Origin of the sequence: Streptomyces noursei ATCC 11455, from assembly GCF_001704275.1 — a bacterium.
Taxonomy (GTDB): domain Bacteria; phylum Actinomycetota; class Actinomycetes; order Streptomycetales; family Streptomycetaceae; genus Streptomyces; species Streptomyces noursei.
Genome location: NZ_CP011533.1, coordinates 284119 through 308544, shown reverse-complemented (window position 1 = coordinate 308544; position 24426 = coordinate 284119). Strand labels below are relative to the sequence as shown.

Genomic DNA, 24426 nt, shown 5'->3' with positions numbered 1-24426 from the left:
CCATTTTTTATTGAGGCAAAACTATTTGGTTGCCTATTCGATGGTGTAGCGGACGTGGTGGGTGTGGAAGTAGCCGCGGACGGTGCGGGGTTGTTTCTGGCGGCGGTGGAGGAAGCGTCGGGTCTCGTGGGCGAGGTCGTCCGCCGAGCGGGTGCGTGCGGCGTGGACGTGGCGCTTGAGGTCCGCGTTCAGGAGCTCGTCGGGGTTGAGTTCGGGACTGTAGCCGGGCATCAGGTGCAGTTCGACGCGGTCGCTGTTGGCCTCCAGCCAGGCGCGGACGGTCTTGCTGCGGTGGACGGGGTGCCGGTCGGCGATCACGTGGACCTTGCGGCCGGCTTGGCGGGCCAGGCGGTCGAGGAAGACGGTGAAGACCTTCGCGGTGAACTTGCCGGTGAACACGGTGAACCAGAGCGAGCCGCGGGAGGCGATGGCGGACATGATGTTCACCCGGAACCGTCGGCCGTTCACGCGCACGACGGGGGTCTGGCCGGCTGGAGCCCAGCTCCTGCCGGGCGGGGCGGTGTCCGAGCACAGGCCGCACTGGTCGGCCCACACGATCACCGCCTTCTCAGCCGAGGCCCGGGCGGCGATGGCCGGGTAGTCCCGCTGCAGCCAGACGTCGACCTTCTCCTGGTCCTGCCGGTACGAGCGCCGGTCCGGGCGCTGCGGGGAGAAACCGTGGCGTCGCAGCCACTTGCCGAGGCCCTGCTCGGTCATCGTCACGCCGGTGACCAGCCGGATCAGCTCGCCGACCAGGGCCCGGGTCCACAGCGGCCCGCCGATCAGCAGATCCTCGGGGGTGTAGTCGGCCATCGCCTGGAAGAGCACCGCCCGGTCCTGGTCACTGACCAGCTCGTCCCGGCCCATCCCGGTCTTCACCGGGGCGGCCAGCGCCTCCCGGCCCCCAGTCCGGTACGCACGCCACCACGTACCCACCGACCGCGACGAGACACCGAACACCTCGGCCGCCTCGCGGTACGAGCCCACCCGCCCCGACTCCAGCGCGGCCACCACCCGCAACCGCACCACCTCCTGCGCGGCCGCCGACAACAACCGCGCATCCCCCACCTCGATCGCCACGACCACTGAACCTCTTTCATCCTGAGTAGTCGCAGGTCAGGAGCGTGTGAACGGCCTGGACGATGCGGCTGATGCGGTTGGTTGAGCATCGTGCCTGGCGGAGGGTCCGCCATTGCTTGAGTTGGGCGAAGGCGCGTTCGCCTGGTGCTCGGAGGCGGGCGTGGTCGCGGTTGAACAGTTGGTAGTGGTCGGGTTGTTCGCGGTGGTTTTTGTAGGGGGTGCGGACGGTTGCGCCGGCGCCTTGGTAGGCGCGGTCGGCCAGGACGAGGATCTGCCTGGTGAGGCAGGCCTGGACGATGCCGTGAGCCCGTGCCGCGGTCAGGTCGTGGGTGCGTCCGGGCAACGCGCGGGAGAACCACAGTGGAGTGCCGTCTGGGGACGCGATGACCTGCACGTTCATTCCGTGCCGCTTGTGTTTTTGGCTGTAGTACGGCTCGTCTGCGGCGATGCGGTCGGTGGGGATCAGTGTCCCGTCAACGACGACGAAGTCGCCCTCACCCAGGCCCACCAGGGCCTCGCGCAGGCCGGGTGCCCACGAGGCGAGGATCATCAAGGTCTCGTCCACGTACCGCCAAGCCGTCGCCTCCGATACCCCGAAACCGGCTCCGACCTGCGCGAACGTCTCGTTCTTCCGAAGGTGCGCCAACACCAGTAGGGCCTGCTTGAAGCAACCGAGCCGTCGCCAGGGCGAGTTCAGCTCCTGCCGGCGGGCATGGATCAGCCAGGAAACGTGCTCAACGAGTTCGTGCGGGACGTCGAGCATGGAAGAATACGGAACCAACAGGGCTCCTCGGACGCTGCGTGATGAGTGATGTCACCACAGCAACGACCAGGGGCCCTGATCTGCGTGAGGGTGCCGCCCGGGATCAAGTCCGCAGCCTGGTCGCGGAGTTCGAGTCGCTCACCGATCCGCGCGGAGCCAGCGGGGTGCGTTACCGGCTCTCCTCCCTGCTGGCCCTGGCGGTCTGCGCGATGACGCCCGCGGGCCACGACTCGATCACTGCGGCAGCGGAGTGGTGCCGGCGTGCGGCACCCGAGGAACTGGCCGCCTTCGGCCTGCCCTACCACCCGCTCCTGGGCCGCTACCGGGTGCCGAGCGAGAAGACCCTGCGCAGCCTGCTGGGGCGCCTTGATCCTGCCGAGCTCAGCGCGGCCGGGTTCGCCTACCTGACGTCCCTGCTCTCCGACGAGCGCGCGCATCCCGCGCCGCTGATGCCCGACGGCGGCCAGGAACGCGAACAGCGCCGGGCTCACCAGGCTGCCGCCCAGACCGATCCGGTGCGCCAAAGGCGCAGGGCGATCGCGGTGGACGGCAAATGCCTGCGCGCCGCACGACGCCCTGACGGCAGCCGGGTCTTCGTGCTCTCCGCGGTCCGCCACGGCGACGGCATCACCCTCGCCTCCCGCGAGATCGGCGCGAAGACGGACGAAATCACCGAGTTCGCACCCCTGCTCGACCAGATCGCAGACGTGGACCTCGCCGGCGCGGTCATCACCGCCGATGCTCTCCACGCCCAGCACGCCCACGCCACCTACCTGCACGAACGTGGCGCCCACTACCTCCTCACGATCAAGAACAACCAGCGAGGTCAGGCCCGCCAACTCCACCGGCTGCCCTGGAAAGAGGTCCCCGTGATCCACCGTGACGACACCCGCGGCCACGGTCGCCACGAGCAGCGCCACGTACAGGTCGTCACCGTCGACGGCCTGCTCTTCCCCAACGCCCGTCAAGCCCTGCGCATCCAGCGCAGACGCCGCCTCTACGGGGCGAAGAAGTGGTCCAGCGAGACCGTCTACGCCATCACCGACCTGCCCGCTGAGCAGGCTGACGCGGCCGAGATCGCCGCCTGGGTTCGCGGGCACTGGACCGTGGAGAACACCGTCCACTGGGTACGTGATGTCGTCTTCGGTGAGGACAAGTCCCAGATCAGGAGGGTTATTCACGTAGGCCTCACCAGCCTCTTGTGTAGAAGGTGAGGGCGGTGACGGTCTTGACGATGTCGGGGAAGCGGGTGAGGGCCGCGGTAGCGGGTGGCGAGAATCTTCCAGTTCTTCAGGTGCGCGATGGCCCGTTCGACTGCGGCTCGGAGCGTGTTGACGGAGCGGTTGGCTCTCTTGTCTCCGGCGGATCGTTCCTGGCCGGGCGGCTTGCGCCTGGGGGTGAACAGTCAGGAGCCGGCGTAGCCCAGGTCGCCTATGCCCTCGCGTTCGGCGAAGGCCTCGGGGAAGTGGGACTGGCGCCAGGCGTGCATGTCGTGCCGGCTGCCGGGCACCGGCGCGGAGACCGCGAGCAGGTCGCCGGCGAGAGTGGCGGCGATCTGCAGGTTGAAGCCGGTGTCGCGGTGCTTGCCGGAGAACATCGTGGTGCCCTCGCTGGACCAGTCCCACGTCGTGACCAAGGTGCCATCCACGAGTACGATCCGGCCGGCAGAGGCCTCGGTGGGATCGGGAACGTGCGTGGCCAGGACCTTCTCCACCATCGGCAGCAGGGCCGTCCACCTCCTGGAGACGGTGGCCTGGGAGATCCCGAACAACTCGGCGGCCACCTCCTGGACTGGGTTCTGCCGCAGCAGGAACAGCACCAACACCACCGACTTGTACAGGCCCAGCGCCCACATCCGCCCCGGCATCACCGGTGGGTCCGGATCCTGCACGAGCTCTTGGTGAACTCGTGCGACCAGCCCGTCAAGTTGCTCGGTGTCCAGTCCTGTCGTAATGTTCCAGCTCAACGGCCCTGCCACGGTGGTTAACTGACGCTCTCTCAAACGTCACGCTACCGAGCAGGGCCGTCCTCGTGATCAAGAACGATGGTTGAAACCCCCGTGAATAGGCCTCCTGGAGTCGCCGCAGGAGTAGGGACCGCTGCCTACGCAGCGCCAGCCTCAGGCCCTCACACCCATGCCGTCACCTTTACCCCCAAGGGCAGTTCCCGGAACAGCCACCACGGCACACACCACGCCAGGCACCACCACAGGCATAACCGACGCACCCATCGCCATGTCGCCACCGACTTTTACCAGGGTTCGTTCGACTCGGGATACCCGCAAGAGAATTACGGGGACACCTACTACTAGGGCTTTGTTAGGTTCTGTGGTGGGGTTCGGGTGTGGGGGCTGGTTGGCTGCATATGTGGCAGGCGCCGGTCCAGGTGGCCAGGAGTGTCTGTAACGCGCGGAGGGCGGCGTAGAGGGTCAGGCCGGCGCAGGGGCTTTTGGGTCGAGCCTGAGCAGGGTGCAGAATGCCTGGGCGAGGGCGGTGAGGGTGACGTGGCGGTGCCATCCGGGGTAGTTGCGGCCTTCGAAGTGGTCCAGTCCCAGGCCGTCCTTGAGTTCGCGGTAGTCGTGCTCGATGCGCCAGCGGATCTTGGCGGTGCGGACCAGTTCGCGTAGTGGGGTGTCGGCGGGCAGGGTGGACAGCCAGTAGTTGGTGGGTTCGGCAGAGCCGGATGGCCATTCGGCCAGCAGCCAGCATTCGGGTAGGGAGCCGTCGGTGGCGCGGCGGATGGTGCGGTTGGCCGGACGGACCCGCAGGGCCAGGAACCGGGAGCGCATCGCGACTTTGGGGTTGCGTTTTGTGGTCTTGCTGCCCTGGCGCCAGGTGACAGTCCGCGCCGCGGACCTGCCCGTATCCAGGGCGAGTTGCCGCAAGGTGGTGTGCGGGATCGGGTAGGCCGGCACGGGTGGTCGGCCCCGGCCGCTGTAGGGAGGGCGGACGGGGACCGCCTGGCCCGGATAGGCGGTGGTGGTGCCCTTGACCGCCACCGCGTAGGTCAGGCCGCGCTCGGTCAGGCCCTCGCGAAAGCCGGTGGCGTCCCCATACCCGGCATCGGCTACCACCGGCAAGTCGGGAAGTTCCCAGTCCCCTCGCACCTCATCCAGCATCTCCAAGGCCAGGCGCCACTTCTCCCGGTGCCGCTCACAGTCCGGGATCCCTGCCTTGGCGCGTCGGCGTCGGATGGCCTCGGCCAGCAGCCTGTCGTCCTCGGTCGTGGTGTCGTCCCAGCTCTCGGGCACGAACAGGCGCCAGTCGACGGCCGAGGAGGCGTGGTCGGACACCAGGTTGACGCTGACGGCAATCTGGCAGTTGCCTTGCTTGCCCAGCGCGCCGCAGTACATCCGCGCCACCCCCGGAGAGTCGTAGCCGTCCTTGGGAAAGCCCACATCGTCGATGGCGTACGCCTGTGGTGCGACATGCGCAGCCGCCCACTGCGCCAGCCGCTGACGGACCACGGTCCAGTCCCAGGTGGAGGAGGAGACGGGGCCTTGCCCCTTGATCCTGGACACACGAGACACTGGATCCTGAGGATCTGAGAACGGGCATCTCGTGGTCATGAAGAACTATCCGCCGCAGTTCAAGGTGGACGCGGTCGCGTTGTACCAGTCGCGGCCCGGGGCGACGATCCGGCAGGTCGCTGCCGATCTGGGGATCAATCCCGAGACCTTGCGGAACTGGGTCCGGGCAGCTGGCGCGAGCCGGCCGAGGGGGCGGCGGGCGGAGGTGCCGACCGAGCCGCCGACGCCGTTGGAGGCGGAGAACGCCGCTCTGCGGAAGAAGGTCCGCGAGTTGGAGGAGGAACGCGAGATCCTGCGCAAGGCGGCGAAGTATTTCGCCGGGGAGACGCGCTGGTGAACCGCTTCCAGTTCGTTGCCGACCACCAGCGCCGCTACGGCGTGAAGCGGCTGTGCACCATCCTCGGCATCGCCCGTTCCAGTTTCTACTACTGGCGTCGGACGGCCGCGGATCGGGCCGCCCGGGCGGCGGCCGACGCTCGCCTCGCCGTCGGGATACGGGCCGTGCACCGTGAGTCGGACGGCACCTATGGCGTCCCCAGGATCACCGCCGAGCTCCGCGAGGCGGGTGAGCGCGTCAACCACAAGCGGATCGCGCGGGTGATGCGCAGCATCGGCCTGGCAGGCGTGCGGCTGCGTCGCAGGCATCGCACCACTGTCGCGGACCCGGCCGCGGCGAAGGCCCCGGACCTCATCGGCCGCGACTTCACGGCAAGCGAGCCGAACACGAAGTACGTCGGCGACATTACCTATCTCCCGCTGGACGGCGGGAAGTTCCTGTATTTGGCCACTGTCATCGACCTCGCCTCACGCCGCCTGGTCGGCTGGGCGATCGCGGACCGCATGCGCACCGACCTCGTCACCGACGCCCTGGCCGCCGCCGAACATACCCGCGGCAGCCTCGCCGGAGCGGTCATGCACACCGACCACGGCGCCCAGTACACCAGCCGAGCCTTCGCCGACGCCTGCCGCCAAGCCGGCGTCCGCCAGTCCATGAGCGCCATCGGCTCCAGCGCGGACAACGCGCTCGCCGAGTCCTTCAACGCAACGTTCAAACGCGAAACACTCCAGGGCCGCAGGACCTGGTCCAGTGAACGCGAGGCTCGCCTCGACGCGTTCCGCTGGCTCAACCGCTACAACACCCGACGCCGTCACTCCCGCCTCGGACAACGCAGCCCGATCGCCTACGAGACAGCCTCCGAAACAACATCAACTACGCCGACACCAGCCGCATAACCCGTGTCCAGGATTCAGGGTCAAGGCCCAACTTGCGCTAGCCCTGGGCATAGATCAGCCAGGAGACGTGCTCGACCAACTCATGCGAGACGTCGAGCATGGAAGAATACGGAACCAACGAAGCCCCCGGCGACCGGTTGTGATGAGTGGAATCACCACACCAACGACGGGGCTTCGCCATGTCACCCACACCCACCCTGACCTACCCTTTCACCCTTCAAGAGCCAGGATGAAAGAGGTTCAGTGAGCCTCTTTCATCCTGCCTCTGCGAGGGTGAAATGCCTGGTCAGAGGGGAGTTGGTGACAAGACAGGGCCCCTGGTCGTTGCTGTGGTGACATCACTCATCACGCAGCGTCCGAGGAGCCCTGTTGGTTCCGTATTCTTCCATGCGCGACGTCCCGCACGAACTCGTTGAGCACGTTTCCTGGCTGATCCATGCCCGCCGGCAGGAGCTGAACTCGCCCTGGCGACGGCTCGGTTGCTTCAAGCAGGCCCTACTGGTGTTGGCGCACTTTCGGAAGAACGAGACGTTCGCGCAGGTCGGAGCCGGTTTCGGGGTATCGGAGGCGACGGCTTGGCGGTACGTGGACGAGACCTTGATGATCCTCGCCTCGTGGGCACCCGGCCTGCGCGAGGCCCTGGTGGGCCTGGGTGAGGGCGACTTCGTCGTCGTTGACGGGACACTGATCCCCACCGACCGCATCGCCGCAGACGAGCCGTACTACAGCCAAAAACACAAGCGGCACGGAATGAACGTGCAGGTCATCGCGTCCCCAGACGGCACTCCACTGTGGTTCTCCCGCGCGTTGCCCGGACGCACCCACGACCTGACCGCGGCACGGGCTCACGGCATCGTCCAGGCCTGCCTCACCAGGCAGATCCTCGTCCTGGCCGACCGCGCCTACCAAGGCGCCGGCGCAACCGTCCGCACCCCCTACAAAAACCACCGCGAACAACCCGACCACTACCAACTGTTCAACCGCGACCACGCCCGCCTCCGAGCACCAGGCGAACGCGCCTTCGCCCAACTCAAGCAATGGCGGACCCTCCGCCAGGCACGATGCTCAACCAACCGCATCAGCCGCATCGTCCAGGCCGTTCACACGCTCCTGACCTGCGACTACTCAGGATGAAAGAGGTTCAGTGAACCTCTTTCATCCTGTTCCGTGGGGGTGAAGTGGCCTGGTCAGCGGGGTGGTGGGTGACATGGCAGAGCCCCTTGTCGTTGGGGTGTTGATCTCACTCGACACCGGCGCCAAGGGGCTCTGTTGGTTCCGTATCCTGCCATGCTCGATGTCCCGTACGAGCTCGTTGAGCACGTCTCGTGGCTGATCCACGCCCGTCGGCGCGAGCTGAAGTCGCCCTGGCGGAGGCTGGGGTGCTTCAAGCAGGCCCTGCTGGTGCTGGTGCATCTCCGGAAGAACGAGACGTTCGCCCAGGTCGGAGCAGGTTTTGGAGTCTCGGAGTCCACGGCCTGGCGATACGTCGACGAAACCCTCGAGATCCTCGCTGCCTGGGCCCCAGGCCTGCGCGAGGCCCTGGTCGGGCTGGGTGAGGGCGACTTCGTCATCGTTGACGGCACGCTCATCCCCACCGACCGCATCAAGGCGGACGAGCCATACTACTCCCAGAAACACAAGCGGCACGGCATGAATGTCCAGGTCGTCGCGGCACCGGACGGGACCCCGCTGTGGTTTTCCCGCGCGCTGCCGGGGCGGGCGCACGATCTGACCGCTGCCCGGGCCCACGGCATCGTCCAGGCCTGCCTGACCAGGGAAGTCCTGGTCCTGGCCGACCGGGCCTACCAGGGGGCCGGCGCCACCGTGCGCACTCCGTACTACAGACACCGCGAACTCCCCGAGCACTACCAGCAGTTCAACCGCGTCCACACGCGACTCCGAGCGCCGGGCGAACGGGCCTTCGCCCGGCTGAAGTCCTGGCGGATCCTCCGCCGGGCCCGATGCTCCACCAACCGCATCAGCCGCACCGTACAGGCCATCCACACCCTTCTCACCTGCAGCTATTCAGGATGAAAGAGGTTCAGTGACCGATTTCGAACGGTTTTCCATTACCTTCAGCCCACGAAGGCAAGTCGAGGGTGGCAGTAGCACCGGGCGCCAGAAGAATTCGCGGAATTGCGTGTTCACTCTTACCCTTTCCAGTTTCATGCTTGATCGTAAACTCGTAATCAGCCTCAGACCCAGACTGATGCAGAGCGAACTTGCTGCCGTCAGAAACAATGTCAAATGTAGCAGCCCCTGGCGCTTTGAGCTGCATCTTACCCACAAGATCGTAATAGTCACCGTTTTGGCCATTCGATAGAGAAACGGTCGGACTCTGTGCATCGTTGGCCTCATAGGAAATTCTTTCCGCATCGCGAGAGACGTCTAGAGTTTGGACAGTGCCAGGCTCCATTTCAATCCCGTGCAGATGGAAGACTCGTGACCCAAAGGATACACCTATATCAGTCTTGGCGTTCTCCTTCAAAGTGGTACCATCTACGGCCACCTTGAAATTGACGCCAGCAGGGATAGTGTATCTTGGTTCAGGGCTCTCGTCAAAGGTATCAACGCCACCCGATTCGGGGAAGTTAACTTTTGCTCCGGGAATCTCGTTTACGAGCTTCCCGTCCTTCTCGGCAAATCCAGTTCTATTCCCTTTGTCGTCAGTAATCAGCAAGTGTGCATGCCTCTTTAGGTCGCCATCTAAATACACCTCAGTTTCGATATCTTCCTGTCGACTGGACCCATCTTCCGTAAATGGCGCAGGCGACTTGTGGAGAGTGAGTGATACCGGGTCCATGTCGAGTTGCTGTTTATTCGATGAGTCACCCTCGTATAGCTCCGGCTCGACGCTGGGGTTAATTGATGCATCATAGGACCAAGAGTTGTTTGTTTCGTTGAACTTCATCACCCGTTGCTCTTTGGGGTAGTTGTTATCGTAGATGAGAACGTCATACTTGCCGTCGCCATTGTATTTCACGGCGTATGGCGTAACCGCATGTCCGCCTGTCATGTCTCGTTTAAAGAATCCCAGGGTGTATGTTTCGGGCGCGTCTGCCCTTAATGATGTAATGAGTTTGTCGAGAATTTCGTTCGCAGTTCCGGCGAATCGATGCTCTGTGATCTGATCCAAAACTTGAGTCGTTGCGGCATAGGCAAGCTGTCGCTGTAGAGGAACGTTATCTTTAAGTTTAAGGCTCGGCACGTCACTGGCGCCGAACTGGTCGGAGGTCACATGATCCTTCTTCCACATGAGAAGGCTCGTCACGGTAAAGCCGTAGCAATGGCCACCGCCCAGGCCTTTATTCTGTTCCGTCATCCATTCTTCAGCTTGTGGAGTAAGATTGCAATTATCGCCATCGCCACCTATACACACGCCATCACCAAACAATTTGCGCATCTCGACCGCAGATAAGTCGGCGGCCTGTTGGTCATCCGCATGGGTGCCATAATTCGGAAACGGGAGCCCGTTCTTATCGGGGCGGAATCCGCTATCCGCCACTATCCCGATCTCCGGCTCGGCCTTCAACTTGTATGCCGACTTATTACCTAAAGGGGCCTTGCCCCCGAGCATTCCGGGCGCGCTGCCTCGGCTTGCATCATCTCCGTCACGCGCGCCATCTCTTGCCGCTGCCAGTGTATTGGTGACGAGTGGGGTAACGGAAAGGGATGCGGACGCTATTGCGACTCCCACAAGGCGCAACCACCTGTACTGCAACATCACAGCCTACCTTCCTGCATATGGGTAAATTTGAAGAATTCTCGCAAGTGCAAACCGCTAGTAGGGCTTGGCCAGGTTGGTTTTCGGTGGAGCGTGTCCCTTGCATGATGTGGGTCGTTGAGAGGGTGTGACCCCAGAGGAAATCGCTGTTGTTCGTGGTGAGTTGGAGGATTTCGCGGAAGATGTCTTCGATTCGTTCGGACGCAGTGAGGTTTTCTCAACGCTGATCACTTCCAGATTCCGTTGAGAACAAGGGCTGCGCGGGCGATGTCGCCGATCCGGCTGGGGCTGAGCGTGACACGTTGCAGGGCTCGCCACCTCTGCTTGAGCTCGGCGGCGGTCCGCTCGCCCAGGGCCCGCACGTGCCGCAGCAGGGTGTTGAACACGCGGGTGTCGACGTGAAGTGCCTGCTCTGACTTGCCTTTTGGGCGGCGGACCGGGATAAGGATGCCGATGCCCGCGCCGATGTAGCCCTTGTCCGCCAGGGTGGGCAGGCCGTTCGCCGCCGCCTTGTACAGCGCGGGGCGGGCCCGGTTCCAGGCCGTCCGGCGCTCGGCGTCCAGGGCGGTGGTGGCCCAGGCGACCACGTGGAAGGGGTCCATCACGCGCCTGGCGTGTGGGGCGCGTTCGGCCAGCACGCCGGCGATCCAGCCGGCGCCATCGGCGCTGATATCGATCAGGCGTCCGGTCCTGCCGGGGCCAAGGCCGTCGAAGAAGCGGTGCAGGACGTGTTTGCCGTGGCCGTCGGCCATCCACACCACCCGGCCAGTGTCGTGGCAGACCACGACTGTCATGTACTTCTGCCCCCGGCGGTGGGAGATCTCGTCGATACCGATCCGCCGTAGTCCTGCCAGTCGGTCCACATCGCGGTCCCGGTCGGCGACGAACCGGGCCACGATCGCCCCGGCCGTCCGCCAGGAGATCCGCATCAGTGCGGCTGTTGCCGTCTTCGAGCACTCGGCGGCCATCCAGGCAGCCTGCTGATCGAAGGCCAGGGTGTGGCCGGCACCGTGTCTGGCCCACGGCACCCAGGCCACGACGGAACCGTGGATGTGGCATCCCACCCGCGGTGCATCAGCCTCCAGGAACACCCGCACCGCACCATGATCCAGATCCCGCCACCGCCGACGCCCCCGGCCGGCGTCATACCGGGCAGCCGGTCTGCGGCAGATCCCACACCGCTGCCGACTCCGCGCATCGGGTCGTACCGACACGATCACACACTGTTCGCTCTCGTCGAAGCGGATCCCCTCGACCATGGTGTTTTCGACCGTCAGGGTTCTCTTCCATATGCTGAAGACAGACACGCCGTTTCTCTGCAAGATCAGACTTGTTGCTAGTGGCTCGTCACACAGCCTTGGTCGGGTAATCGATGTGCTGGTCGTCGGCGAGCAGACTGTCTCCAAGTCCTGGTCTTGGAGGTGGTTGTGGGACGTCGACCGAGTGTGTTCGTCCGGCCGGTCGCAGTGGACGAGGGCCGGAAGCTGCAGCGGATCAGCCGGAGCGCGAGGGACCCGGTGAAACTCCGCCGGGCGATCGTGGTCCTCATGTCCGCCCAGGGCCAGACGGTCAAGGACATCACGACATTGATGCAGGTCGGAGAGGACTACGTTCGCGAGGTCATCCACGCCTTCAACGAGCGGGGGTTTGACGCGCTGGACCCAAAATGGAGCGGGGGACGCCCCAAGACGATCAGCGATGAGGTGCGTGAGCACATCTGCCTGATCGCCCGGACGTCCCCCACCGACTGGAAGATCACCGCGTTCTCCACCTGGAGCCTTGCCAAGCTCGCCGAGCATCTGGTCAGGCAGAACGTCACCACGTCCATCAGCCGAGAGACCCTGCGTCGGATCCTGCGCGAGGGCAAGGTCTCCTGGAAGACCACCACGACCTGGAAGGCGTCCACCGACCCGGAGTTCATCGCCAAGATGCACCGCGTCCTGGCGTTGTACGACACCCCACCCACCGACGGGCGGGTGATATGCGTCGACGAGTTCGGGCCGCTGAACCTGATGCCCCGCAAGGGCAAGGCATGGGGGCCTGCCAGACGCCCGCGTCGGCTGCGGGCCACCTACCGCCGCACAAGCGGAGTGCGGCACATGCTGGCCGCCCTCGATCTGGCCACCGGCAAGCTGTACTACCGCATCCGCCCGCGCAAGCGGTGGCGAGAGTTCCTCGGCCTCCTCAAGGCCCTGCGCGCCCGCTGGCCCGGTCAGAAGTTCTACGTGGTGCTGGACAACTTCTCCCCGCACAAACACACCGAGGTCCGCACCTGGGCGGCCGACAACGGCATCGAGCTGGTCTTCCTGCCGACCTACGGCTCCTGGCTGAACTGGATCGAGGCCGAGTTCGCAGCCCTGCGCTACTTCGCGCTCAACGGCACCGACCACCGCAGCCACGACGAGCAGAACGCCGCCATCGGAGCCTACGTCCGCTGGCGCAACACTCACACGAAACCGAAGACACACTTCGCCCCAGACTCAACGATCCGAACATGGACTCATTACCCCGCCAAGACAGCGTGACGAGCCACTAGACACCTCAAGCCTGGCAGAGAACGGCGTGTTTCACGCATCAGCCCAGCTCACAGCACCCACACATACGGCAGGAGAGCCTGTTTTTGGCTGTAGTACGGCTCGTCTGTGGCGATGCGGTCGGTGGGGATCAGTGTCCCGTCAACGACGACGAAGTCGCCCTCACCCAGGCCCACCAGGGCCTCGCGCAGGCCGGGTGCCCACGAGGCGAGGATCATCAAGGTCTCGTCCACGTACCGCCAAGCCGTCGCCTCCGATACCCCGAAACCGGCTCCGACCTGCGCGAACGTCTCGTTCTTCCGAAGGTGCGCCAACACCAGTAGGGCCTGCTTGAAGCAACCGAGCCGTCGCCAGGGCGAGTTCAGCTCCTGCCGGCGGGCATGGATCAGCCAGGAAACGTGCTCAACGAGTTCGTGCGGGACGTCGAGCATGGAAGAATACGGAACCAACAGGGCTCCTCGGACGCTGCGTGATGAGTGATGTCACCACAGCAACGACCAGGGGCCCTGTCTTGTCACTAACTCCCCTCTGACCAGGCATTTCACCCTCGCAGAGGCAGGATGAAAGAGGTTCAGTGAACTGAGGTTTTCTCACTGGACGTTAAGTCCGTTTCTGGTAGCGGCCTCGTCCGGGCTGGGTGAGGAAGCCTTGGCGGGTAAGGCGTCCGAGGCGGCTGCGAGTGAAGTTGACAGCCGCCTCATGGGTGGGCATACCGAGGAGTTCGTGCAGCTCACGGGCTCTGAATGCCCGGCCGGGATGCTCGTTGAAAGCGTTCACGATGGCCTGATAGGCGGTGGCAACCTCGGGCGGTTCAGGTTCGTCTCCAGCCGATGCGAGTTCGGCGATGACCTTCTGGGTGGTGGTCAGGTCCGCGAGTCGAGCTTCGGTCTCGGCCAAGGCGGCGGTCAAGTGCTCGATCTGGTCGCGTAGTTCACCGGACCGGGCCGTGGTCTCGTCGTGCTGGACCTGGAGGTTGGCCAGCAGCTCGATGACGTTCACGCGGCCAGCTCAAGGGCGTCGCGCCAGGTGGGACTCGGTGTGGTGAGACGACGGGTCATGTTCGCGATGGAGACCCAGTAGACGCGCGAGGCGGAGGTGTCGGGGCGGTGGTCGTACTCACGAGCCAGGCGCCGGTGCAGCATCAACGTGCCGTTGACCTGCTCCACGATCCACCGCTTGGGCTGCGGGACGAAGCCTTTGCTCTGATCTTCGGGGTTGCGGCGGACGACCTCGACGTCGATGTCCATCAACGCGCCGTGGATGACGACTTGGTCCTTGAAGCCCTGGTCCACCAGGGCCTTCTCCAGCCGGTTCCCGCACCGTTCGGCGGCCTGGTCGAGCAGGGCTATGCCGGCCGTGTTGTCGTGGGCGGACGCGGCCAGCACCACGACGCCGACAACCAGCCCCAGCACGTCCACAGCCAGCCCCCGCTTGCGGCCCGACACCTTCTTGTTGGCATCCAGCCCCGTCGTGCTCTTCGGGACACCCGCGGCCGCACGCACGGACTGGGTGTCAAGGATCACGAGGGACGGGTCCTCTAATCGCCGGGCTCTCTCCCGCACCTGGCAGCGCAGGAGTTCCTGAACCCGCTGATCGAGCCCGTCCTCGCGCCACAGGCCGAAGTAGTACAACACCGCTGACCAGGCCGGGAAATCATGCGGAAGGAGGCGCCACTGGCAGCCCGTCCGGTTCTGGTAGAAGATCGCGTTCACGACCTCCCGCAGGTCGCAGGACCCGGGATCCCCGGTCGCCGACCGGGCCACCCGGTCCTGCTTCCAGGCCGTGATCATCGGCTCGATCAACGCCCACTGCTCGTCCGATAAGTCGCTGAGGTACGGCTCTCTCTTCACGCCCACATCTCAACATGGACATGCCCAGCAGGCCCCCTGGACGGCGATCAGTACCACGATCGAGCGATCACGAACCGAGGAAGATCGGACTTAACGTCCACTCAACGGGGGTTATTTCCATTGGTTGTTGAGGGTGAGGGCGGCTTGGGCGATGGCGCCGATGCGGCTGGGGCTGAGGGTAACGTGCTGTAGGGCCCGCCAGCGTTGCTTGAGTTCAGCGGCGGTGCGTTCGCCCAGTGCTCGGATGCCGCGGAGGAGTTGGTTGTAGGTGCGGTTGTTGACATGCAGAGCTTTCTCGGAGCGGCCGCAGGGCCGCTTGATGGGGGTGTGCACTCCGATGCCGGCGCCTTGGTAGCCCTTGTCGGCCAGGGTCGGCAGGCCTTCGGCGGCCGCCTTGTAGAGCGCGGGTAGCACGTGGTGTCGAGGAGCAATGCTCAATACCTGTGGATCACTCCTGACGGAAGGAGGCGTACCTTCCCGATGGATCGATCGATAGGCCGACGTTGCCGCGTCGGTCGGGAAGGCACGCCGGTGCTTACCGTAGTCAACGAGGACGGAACCACGCCAAGCGGCAGTTCGCTGTTGGATGAGGTTGTTCGGGAAGGCGCACGGCGGATGCTGGCCGCCGCACTGGAGGCCGAAGTCAACGCCTACATAGCCGAGTTGGCCGATGGGCGCGACGCCAGGGGGCGCCGCCTGGTGGTCCGCAACGGCTATCACCAACCCCGGCAGGTCACCACCGCTGCGGGCGTGGTCGAGGTGAAGGCGCCGCGGGTGAACGACAAGCGCGTCGACGAACAGACCGGCGAGCGCAGGCGGTTCTCGTCCGCGATCCTGCCGCCGTGGTGCCGCAAGTCGCCGAAGATCAGCGAGGTGCTGCCCCTGCTCTACTTGCACGGCCTGTCCTCTGGCGACTTCGTGCCCGCCCTGGAGCAGTTCCTCGGCTCCTCTGCCGGGCTGTCGGCGGCGACGGTTACCCGGCTGACGACGCAGTGGCAGTCCGACCACGCCGCCTTCATGGACCGCGACCTGTCGGAGGTCGAGTACGTCTACGTGTGGGCCGACGGCATCCACCTCAACGTCCGTCTGGAGGAGGCCAAGGCGTGCGTCCCGGTGCTCATCGGGGTTCGCGCCGACGGCTCCAAGGAGCTCGTCGCCCTCAAGGAGGGGATGTCAACTGGTTTGTGTGTGATGCCTGTTGTGCTCTGTTGGTCTGGTTCCTGCCGTTGGTTACTGTCGGTTGATGGTTAGAGGGGGAGCCGGTCGCCGAAGCGGATCTTGAACTGGTTCATGGCGCGGGTCCAGCCGAGGGTCCCGGTCCCGCGGATCCGGCCGGCGGGGACTTTGGTTCCGTGGCCGTCGATGTGCCTGCCCTCGATGTTGCGGATGCCGAGGTAGAGCATCTTCAGGGCGGCGTCGTCGGACGGGAAGTGCCCGCTGGTCTTGACGAGTTTGCGCAGGTTGCGGTTCATGGACTCAATCGCATTGGTCGTGTAGATGACGCGGCGGATGTCCTGGTCGAAGTCGAGGAACGGGATGAACTGGGCCCAGGCGTTCTCGAACACGCTGATCGTGCCGGGATACTGCCGCCCCCACTCCTCGCGGACGGCCTCGAGGGCTTCGAGGGCGGCGGTCTCGTCGACGGCGGTGTAGACGGGCTTGAGGGCGGCGGCGACCTTCTTGCGGTCGGTGGAGTTCACGTATTTCAGCGCCGACCTGATCAAGTGAACGACGCACGTCTGCGTGACCGCCTGGGGCCAGACGGCCTCGATCGCCTCCGGCAGGCCCTTGAGGCCGTCACAGCACACCACGAGGGCGTCGGCCAGGCCTCGGTGCTTGAGCTGGGTCAGCACGTGCAGCCAGAACTTGGCACCTTCGTTGTCCTGGAGCCAGATGCCCGGGACGTTCTTGATGCCGTCCACGTCGACGCCGATGACCAGGTGGGCGGCCTTGTTGACGACGTGTCCGTTGTCCCGGACCTTGATCCGGATCGCATCCACATACAAGATCGGGTAGCACTCGTCCAGCGGCCGGTGCTGCCAGGACTGCACCTCATCGGCGATGACGTCGGTGACCTTCGAGACCAGCGCCGGGGACACCTCGGCGCCGTAGACCTCGTGCAGGTGGGCGGTGATGTCACGGGTCGTCATGCCGCGCGCGTAGAGCGACAGGATCATCTCGTCGACCTGCCCCAGCCTGCGGGTCCCCTTCGGCACGATCCGCGGCTCGAACTCGCCCTTGCGGTCTCGCGGCACGTCGAGTTCGACCGGGCCGGCCGTGGTCGTCACCGTCTTCGGGTACGAGCCGTTGCGGTTGTTCCCGCTGCCCCGCCCGGCCGGATCGCCGGCCTCGTAGCCGAGGTGGTCGCTCATCTCGGCCTGCAGGGCCCGCTCGATGACCTGCTTCATCATCTGCTGCAACAGACCGCCCCGGCCGTCCAGACCGATCCCGGAGTCCTTCGCGTCCGCGATCAGCGCGTCGATCGCCTCCGGCGACAGCACCCGCTTCACCCGCTCCGCAGCCTCGGCACGGTGCATCTCGTCGTCCTGCCTCGATATCACGCTGTGTCACTTTCCGTTCAGGGCAGGAACCGGACTCAACAGGAGCAATCATCGCTCACTCACACAACCTGGTGTACACCCTCTGCGTCAGGCGAGGCTGGAGATCTTCCAGTGGCTGATCTACTACAACGCCCGCAGACGCCACAGTGCTCTCAACTACCTCTCACCAGCTGAGTTCGAACAACAGCACCTGCGAGCAGATACACTCACCACCGCAGCATGAGCCCCTGTGTCCACACTCCGGGAGACGCCTCACTCCACCGCATCACCCGTCGAGAGGACAGAACGCGACAACACGAACGCAGCCATGGCAGACTTACGAATCATCGAAGCTCCGTTGTTTGCTGGCGAGTTGGTAGCTCACCCACATCAACGGAGCTTTGGCATCTCCGGTCACACCGCAGTTGACCAGCACGTTCACGAGATCACAGCGACCTTGCAAGAACCCTGCGCGTGCAACACCACGCTTTTAAGAGCGTGTGACAACTCCTGTCGTGTGTCAACCCTTGTCAGCGGATCGTCACGCTGACTGCCTGATCCTGGACCAGCGGCGGTGGGTTTTCGGCTCTCCTGCCGTATGTGTGGGTGCTGTGAGCTGGGCTGATGCGTGAAACACGCCGTTCTCTGCCAGGCTTGAGGTGTCTAGCAACAAGTCTGATCTTGCAGAGAAACGGCGTGTCTGTCTTCAGCATATGGAAGAGAACTCTGACGGTCGAAAACACCGTGGTCGAGGGGATCCGCTTCGACGAGAGCGAACAGTGTGTGATCGTGTCGGTACGACCCGATGCGCGGAGTCGGCAGCGGTGTGGGATCTGCCGCAGACCGGCTGCCCGGTATGACGCCGGCCGGGGGCGTCGGCGGTGGCGGGATCTGGATCATGGTGCGGTGCGGGTGTTCCTGGAGGCTGATGCACCGCGGGTGGGATGCCACATCCACGGTTCCGTCGTGGCCTGGGTGCCGTGGGCCAGACACGGTGCCGGCCACACCCTGGCCTTCGATCAGCAGGCTGCCTGGATGGCCGCCGAGTGCTCGAAGACGGCAACAGCCGCACTGATGCGGATCTCCTGGCGGACGGCCGGGGCGATCGTGGCCCGGTTCGTCGCCGACCGGGACCGCGATGTGGACCGACTGGCAGGACTACGGCGGATCGGTATCGACGAGATCTCCCACCGCCGGGGGCAGAAGTACATGACAGTCGTGGTCTGCCACGACACTGGCCGGGTGGTGTGGATGGCCGACGGCCACGGCAAACACGTCCTGCACCGCTTCTTCGACGGCCTTGGCCCCGGCAGGACCGGACGCCTGATCGATATCAGCGCCGATGGCGCCGGCTGGATCGCCGGCGTGCTGGCCGAACGCGCCCCACACGCCAGGCGCGTGATGGACCCCTTCCACGTGGTCGCCTGGGCCACCACCGCCCTGGACGCCGAGCGCCGGACGGCCTGGAACCGGGCCCGCCACAGCCTCGGCGACCGGGAGACGGCCCGCGCACTGAAGGACTCCCGCTTCGCGTTGTGGAAGAACTCCGATGACCTCACCGACCGGCAGGCCGCGAAACTCGCCTGGATCGCCGCCACCGACCCCCAACTCCACCGCGCCTGGCGCCTGAAAGAAGCCCTCCGGACCGTGTTCACCCTGGCCAAGTCCCGCCCCACCGCCGCCCTCAAAGCCCTGGACCGCTGGATCGCCTGGGCCCGACGCTGCCGCATCCCCACCTTCGTCGACCTCCAACGCAAGATCATGCGCCACTACGACGCCATCCGCGCCGCGCTGACCACCGGCATGAGCAACGGACTGATCGAGTCCACCAATACCAAGACTCGCCTGATCATCCGACGCGGCTTCGGCTTCCACACCGCCAACGCCATCATCGCCCTCGTCATGCTCACCCTGGGCGGACCACGACCACAACTCCCAGGCCGCCAACTCGCCACAGAATGACCCACACATACGACAGGAGAGCCGTATTTTCGGTGGTTCATTGAACCTCTTCATCCTGCGTGAGGAGGGTGAAGGGGGGTTAGCCCTTGATCGTGGACACCCTGATCATTGGATCGTGAGGATCCGAAGGACAGGAGTTCCCGTTGGGGACGTCGAAGTACTCGCCTGAGTTCCGGGCTGATGCCGTCGCGCTCTACCACGCCAGCCCGGGTGGGACGTACGCGTCGGTGGCCAAGGACCTGGGCGTCAACCATGAGACGCTCCGCACCTGGGTGCGGGACGCCGAGCAGGACGCTCGGCCCGGCGCCGGCGAGGCCAGCGTGATGGAGAAGGAGAACCGGCAGTTGCGGGCGCGAGTGAAAGAACTCGAGCTCGAGCGGGAGATCCTGCGGAGGGCCGCGAAGTATTTTGCGGCGGAGACCAGCTGGTGAGCAGCCGCTTCCAGTTCGTTGACGATCATCGTGGCGCCTTCGGCGTCAAGCGGCTGTGCCGGATCCTGGCCGTCTCACGGTCCGGGTTCTACCGGTGGATTGCCGGCGCGGACGCGCGGGCCGAGCGGGTCCGGGCGGATGCCGATCTCGCCGAGCGGATCACCGCCATCCACGCCGAGTCCGACGGAACCTACGGCGCCCCGCGGGTCACCGCCGAGCTTCGCGACGCCGGAGTACGCGTCAATCACAAACGCGTCGCACGGGTCATGCGTGCGCGAGGCGTCGTCGGCTTCCACCTGCGCAAGAAGGTCCGCACCACCACCCCCGAGCCGTCGGCGACGCCGGTTCCCGACCTGCTACGGCGCGACTTCACCGCGAAGACGCCGAACACGAAGTACGTGGGCGACATAACGTATCTCCCCGTCGGGAATGGCCAATTCCTTTACTTGGCAACGGTGTTGTAGGGCTTTGTTAGGTTCTGTGGTGGGGTTCGGGTGTGGGGGCTGGTTGGCTGCATATGTGGCAGGCGCCGGTCCAGGTGGCCAGGAGTGTCTGTAACGCGCGGAGGGCGGCGTAGAGGGTCAGGCCGGCGCAGGGGCTTTTGGGTCGAGCCTGAGCAGGGTGCAGAATGCCTGGGCGAGGGCGGTGAGGGTGACGTGGCGGTGCCATCCGGGGTAGTTGCGGCCTTCGAAGTGGTCCAGTCCCAGGCCGTCCTTGAGTTCGCGGTAGTCGTGCTCGATGCGCCAGCGGATCTTGGCGGTGCGGACCAGTTCGCGTAGTGGGGTGTCGGCGGGCAGGGTGGACAGCCAGTAGTTGGTGGGTTCGGCAGAGCCGGATGGCCATTCGGCCAGCAGCCAGCATTCGGGTAGGGAGCCGTCGGTGGCGCGGCGGATGGTGCGGTTGGCCGGACGGACCCGCAGGGCCAGGAACCGGGAGCGCATCGCGACTTTGGGGTTGCGTTTTGTGGTCTTGCTGCCCTGGCGCCAGGTGACAGTCCGCGCCGCGGACCTGCCCGTATCCAGGGCGAGTTGCCGCAAGGTGGTGTGCGGGATCGGGTAGGCCGGCACGGGTGGTCGGCCCCGGCCGCTGTAGGGAGGGCGGACGGGGACCGCCTGGCCCGGATAGGCGGTGGTGGTGCCCTTGACCGCCACCGCGTAGGTCAGGCCGCGCTCGGTCAGGCCCTCGCGAAAGCCGGTGGCGTCCCCATACCCGGCATCGGCTACCACCGGCAAGTCGGGAAGTTCCCAGTCCCCTCGCACCTCATCCAGCATCTCCAAGGCCAGGCGCCACTTCTCCCGGTGCCGCTCACAGTCCGGGATCCCTGCCTTGGCGCGTCGGCGTCGGATGGCCTCGGCCAGCAGCCTGTCGTCCTCGGTCGTGGTGTCGTCCCAGCTCTCGGGCACGAACAGGCGCCACGGTCCAGTCCCAGGTGGAGGAGGAGACGAACTGCTGGAGTTGCTGATGGTCCACTCCCAGACGCTCGGCCATCGGCTGCATCGACTTGCGTTTGCCGTCCAGCATCAGCCCACGCAGGTACAACTCGCCCTTGGCCCGCTGATCACAACGCGGCAGCGAGCCGAGCATCTCCGCCGCAAACGCCTCCAGGCGCGGACGGACCTCTTCCATCTCCTCAGGAGTCACACCTGACAGGACATCACAGAGCCCTCAGTGCAGGCCAGTTGACACACCTAACAAAGCCCTACTACTCGTCTCGCCGGAATCGCCGGTCCCTACGACGTCGGCAGATTAAACACACGATTCCTGAGCGCAAGGACCAGCGGGCCAACCGTCGGCGCCGCGGTAGCGCGGGCGGTAGGCCCATCGGCTTCGACAAGGCGATCTACACGCGCCGCAACGAAGTCGAGCGAACGATCAACGCGCTGAAAGGCTTCCGTGCCGTAGCCTCCCGCTTCGACAAGAGAGCGTACGTCTTCTACGGCACCGTGACCGTTGCTGCCCTTCGCCTCTGGCTCCGCTCGTGACCTGCCGGGCGGTCCATAGGACCGCGGGCTGGCTCGCGCGGCGGTTGGATGCGGGTGTCTGGTTGATCTCGTTCATGCCGCGACCGGCTCGGGGCGACAGTTACTCGCCAATTGTGACGATGCGACCTGCCAGGCCGTCGAGAACCCTTTGAAGCCCGTATGCGAACTTGTCGTCGCGCATCTCGCGCGGGTCCTTTCCCCGTAGCGAGGCGTACTGCTCCCGCAGTTGGGGATGGTGCTGCGCGGCTTCCTCGGCAGCCGGCCACAGGTGCTCCATCGACTCCTGCTCGTCCTGTCCACTGCGGGCGAGCATCGACAGCCAGGCGGCCTCGCTGGTGGTTATGCCGATGACGTACGCGGTGAGGGTGGTCATGGCGTGATCGACCTCGTCCGCAGGGAGGCCCGCCTTCCGGAACACGTCGAGCATCGTCTCGGAGATCCGCATCATGTTCGGCCCGAGGTACGACATCCCCACCCCGCCGAGGACGGAGGCCATCCAGGGGTGCCGCAGAATCACTGTCCGCAGACTGTGGGCGCAGTCGCCGACGGCGCTGCGCCAGTCTGTCCGTGCCCCGGCGTCCGGGACCTCGATCTCGCCGTAGATCTCGTCGACGACCAGCTCGATGAGCTCGTCCTTGTTGGCCACGTGCGAGTACAGGGAGGCCGCGCCTGCGTTCAGACGGGTGCCCAGGTTGCGCATGCTCAGGGCGTCGATCCCCTCCTCGTCCAGCAGCCGGACGGCCGTGGAGACGATCTGCTCCGGGCTCAGCGCGGGCTGTTCCCGCTTGCGGCGTTGGGAGCGGGTCCACACCGACGGAATGGGCTGCTTCTTGTCGACCGGCATGCGTGCGGCCTCCTCTCTCTGCGGCTCAGGATATCTCGCGCTCCGCACGCCGTACGCACTTGCGAACGACGTTCGGCTTACCGTACGGTGTTCGGAGAAGCTGCGGACCGTTCATCGCCGTTCATCACAACGAGGGAGACGTCATGTCGAAAAGCCTGAGCCACGAGGTGTCCGAGCTCGTGAACCGGGAAGTGACACGAGCCGTAGGCCAGGCCGACCGGGCGGTCGCGAGGGCGATGCGCCGCGAACTGAGCCTGGAGGGCTCGGCGTTCACGCGGGATGGTCTGCGCAGGTTGCGCGACACCCTGGCCGGGCCGGTGGACTCCGGCGCGATTCCCGGCTTTGTCGCCCTGGTCGACCGGCGCGGGCAGACCCATGTCGAGACGATGGGGACACTGCACACGGGCGGCGCCGAGCCGATGCGCCGGGACACGATCTTCCGGATGGCCTCGTCGACCAAGCCGGTCACCGCGGCGGCCGTCATGACCCTCGTGGACGACTGCCGACTGCGCCTGGACGACCCGGTCGTCCCCTGGCTGCCCGAGCTCGCCGACCGACAGGTACTCAAGCGGATCGACAGCCCGCTGGACGATACCGTGCCGGCCCGCCGCGCGATCACTGTGCGGGATCTGCTGACCTTCACGTTCGGGTTCGGGGCGGTCGTGGCAGCACCGGACACTTACCCTATCCAGGTCGCGATGCGCGAGTCGGGGCTCTACAACGACGGCGCCTTCCCGTCCGGCGAGCCCGATGAATGGATGCGCCGCCTCGGCGCGCTTCCCCTGATGTACCAGCCCGGAGAGCGATGGCTGTACAACGCGGGGGCCGATGTGCTCGGCATACTCGCCGCCAGGGTTACAGGACAGTCGTTCGGGTCGTATCTGCAGGAGCGCATCTTCGCGCCGCTCGGGATGACGGACTCCGGATTCTGGGTACCGCAGGAGAAGATCCACCGACTGCCGACCAGTTACGCCCACGACCCGGAGACCGGCGCCCTCGCGGTGTACGACGAGGCGGCCGGCGGCCGGTTCAGCAAGCCACAAGCCTTCGAAGTCGGCGGCAGCGGCCTCGTCTCGACCGCCGACGACTACCGTGCGTTCTGTCGGATGCTCCTCAACAAGGGCATGGGGGACGGGGTGCGTGTCCTGTCCCGGCAGTCGGTTGAGCTGATGACCGCCGACCAGCTGACGCCGGAACAGAAGGTCGAGAAGGACCAGTTCCCCGAGCTTTTCGGGAACCACGGCGGTTTCGGCTTCGGAATGGGCGTACGCACTCGCCGACTGGGCTTCGCCGGTGTCGGCCAGTTCGGCTGGGACGGCGGATTGGGCGTATCGGTGCAGATGGACCCGGCCGAGGACCTCACCTTGATCCTGCTGACCCAGACGGCGATGGACACCCCGGATTCACCGCACCTGGTGAACGACTTCCAGACATTGGCTTACCAGGCGATCAACGACTGCTCGGGCCAGAGCCTTGGCGAATGAGATCGTTCCATCCTGAATGCTCAGTTCATGGGGCTGGAGTGGGTTGCGACCGGGATGCTCGTACCAGCCGGAACTGTGTCCCCTTGCTGGTGATCGTCCCTCAACGTTCAACCTCGGTGTCGGTCAGCACGAGCAGGGCGCGGAGGAGCCCGGCGGGACGAGGTTCCGCCGCGCCCCTCCGATTGGCGATCACGTAGGAGGACACTCAGAACGACGGCCCCACGCCGGGTTGAACAAATCAGCCCACCACGGTTCCGTGCGGCTGTGGTGGCGGCCTGCACGGCACGACGCGAACTTTCACCTTCCTGGTGCTGCTGGTGATGCGACGCGCCGACGAGACCGGTCGTTCGAGTGGAACGACGCCGAAGAACGGTTTCATCACGAACATGTCCGCTACGTTGAAGGCCAGGTCAGTGGCCGTGGAGCGGCACTCCCGGCCGGAAAATGCCGGGGGAGGCGTCCGCCGTGCA

Annotated in this window: 12 protein-coding genes and 13 pseudogenes; 11 read left to right on the top strand and 14 right to left on the bottom strand. The window is 65.4% G+C overall.

The features are described from left to right. Positions 1-33 precede the first annotated feature (33 nt). Both SNOUR_RS01340 and SNOUR_RS01335 read right to left on the bottom strand, forming a co-directional pair. Entirely contained in the window at positions 34-1080 is a 1047-nt protein-coding gene (locus SNOUR_RS01340) for an IS630 family transposase (protein ID WP_312631587.1), read from the bottom strand. A 16-nt stretch (positions 1081-1096) separates the two neighbouring features. Continuing rightward, positions 1097-1901, bottom strand: a pseudogene (locus tag SNOUR_RS01335) (transposase family protein). Here SNOUR_RS01335 and SNOUR_RS01330 point away from each other — a divergent pair. After that, a pseudogene (locus SNOUR_RS01330) lies at positions 1885-3015 on the top strand (ISAs1 family transposase); the annotation flags it as partial. The pseudogenes SNOUR_RS01335 and SNOUR_RS01330 sit on opposite strands and share 17 nt — an antisense overlap. Before the next feature lie 5 nt (positions 3016-3020). On the opposite strand, the pseudogene SNOUR_RS47755 reads toward SNOUR_RS01330, so the two are convergent. Further along, positions 3021-3698: pseudogene (locus tag SNOUR_RS47755) on the bottom strand (transposase). Between the two features lie 573 nt (positions 3699-4271). Further along, positions 4272-5336: pseudogene (locus SNOUR_RS01320) on the bottom strand (IS701 family transposase); the annotation flags it as partial. 67 nt (positions 5337-5403) lie between these two features. On the opposite strand from SNOUR_RS01320, the gene SNOUR_RS01310 reads away from it, so the two are divergent. The 3 genes and pseudogenes from SNOUR_RS01310 to SNOUR_RS01300 all read left to right on the top strand — a co-directional run bounded on the left by SNOUR_RS01310 (position 5404) and on the right by SNOUR_RS01300 (position 8639). Then, positions 5404-6605 (top strand): IS3 family transposase gene (locus tag SNOUR_RS01310; protein ID WP_376738489.1). Its coding sequence is split into 2 segments (ribosomal slippage): positions 5404-5689 and positions 5689-6605, totalling 1203 coding nucleotides; the frame shifts between segments, so codons are not numbered across the junction. Between the two features lie 329 nt (positions 6606-6934). Further along, a pseudogene (locus SNOUR_RS01305) lies at positions 6935-7739 on the top strand (transposase family protein). A gap of 153 nt (positions 7740-7892) precedes the next feature. Further along, positions 7893-8639 carry a transposase family protein gene (locus SNOUR_RS01300; protein ID WP_067342830.1) on the top strand — a complete coding sequence of 249 codons (747 nt, stop codon included), beginning with the start codon at positions 7893-7895 and terminating at the stop codon, positions 8637-8639. A gap of 7 nt (positions 8640-8646) precedes the next feature. On the opposite strand, the gene SNOUR_RS45895 is transcribed toward SNOUR_RS01300, so the two are convergent. The 3 genes and pseudogenes from SNOUR_RS45895 to SNOUR_RS01295 all read right to left on the bottom strand — a co-directional run. After that, positions 8647-10332, bottom strand: a complete 1686-nt coding sequence (locus SNOUR_RS45895) for a hypothetical protein (protein ID WP_159425756.1) — start codon at positions 10330-10332, stop codon at positions 8647-8649. 224 nt (positions 10333-10556) lie between these two features. Then, positions 10557-10850: pseudogene (locus tag SNOUR_RS47750) on the bottom strand (transposase family protein); the annotation flags it as partial. A gap of 9 nt (positions 10851-10859) precedes the next feature. Further along, positions 10860-11588, bottom strand: a pseudogene (locus SNOUR_RS01295) (transposase); the annotation flags it as partial. A gap of 168 nt (positions 11589-11756) precedes the next feature. Here SNOUR_RS01295 and SNOUR_RS01290 point away from each other — a divergent pair. Next, positions 11757-12854 (top strand): IS630 family transposase, encoded by a 1098-nt coding sequence (locus SNOUR_RS01290; RefSeq protein WP_312631584.1) that lies wholly within the window; start codon positions 11757-11759, stop codon positions 12852-12854. Positions 12855-12946: 92 nt separating this feature from the next. On the opposite strand, the pseudogene SNOUR_RS01285 reads toward SNOUR_RS01290, so the two are convergent. The 4 genes and pseudogenes from SNOUR_RS01285 to SNOUR_RS01270 all read right to left on the bottom strand — a co-directional run. Next, positions 12947-13352 (bottom strand): annotated as a pseudogene (locus tag SNOUR_RS01285) (transposase family protein); the annotation flags it as partial. 111 nt (positions 13353-13463) lie between these two features. Continuing rightward, entirely contained in the window at positions 13464-13862 is a 399-nt protein-coding gene (locus tag SNOUR_RS01280; protein ID WP_174717826.1) for a hypothetical protein, read from the bottom strand. Next, entirely contained in the window at positions 13859-14713 is an 855-nt protein-coding gene (locus SNOUR_RS01275) for an IS5 family transposase (protein ID WP_312631495.1), read from the bottom strand. The genes SNOUR_RS01280 and SNOUR_RS01275 overlap by 4 nt, the downstream gene beginning before the upstream one ends. A 111-nt stretch (positions 14714-14824) precedes the next feature. Then, a pseudogene (locus tag SNOUR_RS01270) lies at positions 14825-15127 on the bottom strand (transposase family protein); the annotation flags it as partial. 117 nt (positions 15128-15244) lie between these two features. Between SNOUR_RS01270 and SNOUR_RS01265 the strand changes: the two are divergent. Continuing rightward, positions 15245-15883, top strand: a pseudogene (locus tag SNOUR_RS01265) (transposase); the annotation flags it as partial. 77 nt (positions 15884-15960) lie between these two features. Here the strand turns inward: SNOUR_RS01265 and SNOUR_RS01260 are convergent. Next, the gene (locus SNOUR_RS01260; RefSeq protein ID WP_067343128.1) at positions 15961-17250 is read right to left on the bottom strand and encodes an IS256 family transposase; all 1290 of its coding nucleotides are present in this window, start codon (positions 17248-17250) and stop codon (positions 15961-15963) included. Between SNOUR_RS01260 and SNOUR_RS45115 the strand changes: the two genes are divergently transcribed. From SNOUR_RS45115 to SNOUR_RS47745, 3 genes and pseudogenes are all read left to right on the top strand, one after another. Next, on the top strand, positions 17159-17497 hold the full coding sequence (locus SNOUR_RS45115; RefSeq protein WP_107407330.1) for an integrase core domain-containing protein: 339 nt from the start codon (positions 17159-17161) through the stop codon (positions 17495-17497). The two genes, SNOUR_RS01260 and SNOUR_RS45115, sit on opposite strands and share 92 nt — an antisense overlap. Before the next feature lie 452 nt (positions 17498-17949). Beyond that, positions 17950-19215: an ISL3 family transposase gene (locus SNOUR_RS01255; protein WP_067343125.1), complete on the top strand. Its 1266-nt coding sequence runs from the start codon at positions 17950-17952 to the stop codon at positions 19213-19215. A 143-nt stretch (positions 19216-19358) separates the two neighbouring features. Next, a pseudogene (locus tag SNOUR_RS47745) lies at positions 19359-20107 on the top strand (IS3 family transposase); the annotation flags it as partial. Positions 20108-20227: 120 nt separating this feature from the next. Here SNOUR_RS47745 and SNOUR_RS01240 read toward each other — a convergent pair. Beyond that, positions 20228-21287, bottom strand: a pseudogene (locus SNOUR_RS01240) (IS701 family transposase). Between the two features lie 62 nt (positions 21288-21349). Here SNOUR_RS01240 and SNOUR_RS42175 point away from each other — a divergent pair. Then, a pseudogene (locus SNOUR_RS42175) lies at positions 21350-21628 on the top strand (IS5/IS1182 family transposase); the annotation flags it as partial. 100 nt (positions 21629-21728) lie between these two features. Here SNOUR_RS42175 and SNOUR_RS01235 read toward each other — a convergent pair. Then, positions 21729-22472, bottom strand: coding sequence for a TetR/AcrR family transcriptional regulator (locus tag SNOUR_RS01235; RefSeq protein ID WP_067343123.1), 744 nt, complete (start codon positions 22470-22472; stop codon positions 21729-21731). Positions 22473-22531: 59 nt separating this feature from the next. Between SNOUR_RS01235 and SNOUR_RS01230 the strand changes: the two genes are divergently transcribed. Beyond that, a complete protein-coding gene (locus SNOUR_RS01230; protein WP_312631577.1) occupies positions 22532-23956 on the top strand; it encodes a serine hydrolase domain-containing protein in 1425 nt (474 codons plus the stop codon). Positions 23957-24426: the final 470 nt, after the last annotated feature.

Excerpts from the sequence above, each read along its gene's own strand:
- SNOUR_RS01300 (WP_067342830.1), top strand. The coding sequence starts at position 7,893 with ATGCTCGATGTCCCGTACGAGCTCGTTGAGCACGTCTCGTGGCTGATC.
- SNOUR_RS01260 (WP_067343128.1), bottom strand. The coding sequence starts at position 17,250 with ATGCACCGTGCCGAGGCTGCGGAGCGGGTGAAGCGGGTGCTGTCGCCG.
- SNOUR_RS01235 (WP_067343123.1), bottom strand. The coding sequence starts at position 22,472 with ATGCCGGTCGACAAGAAGCAGCCCATTCCGTCGGTGTGGACCCGCTCC.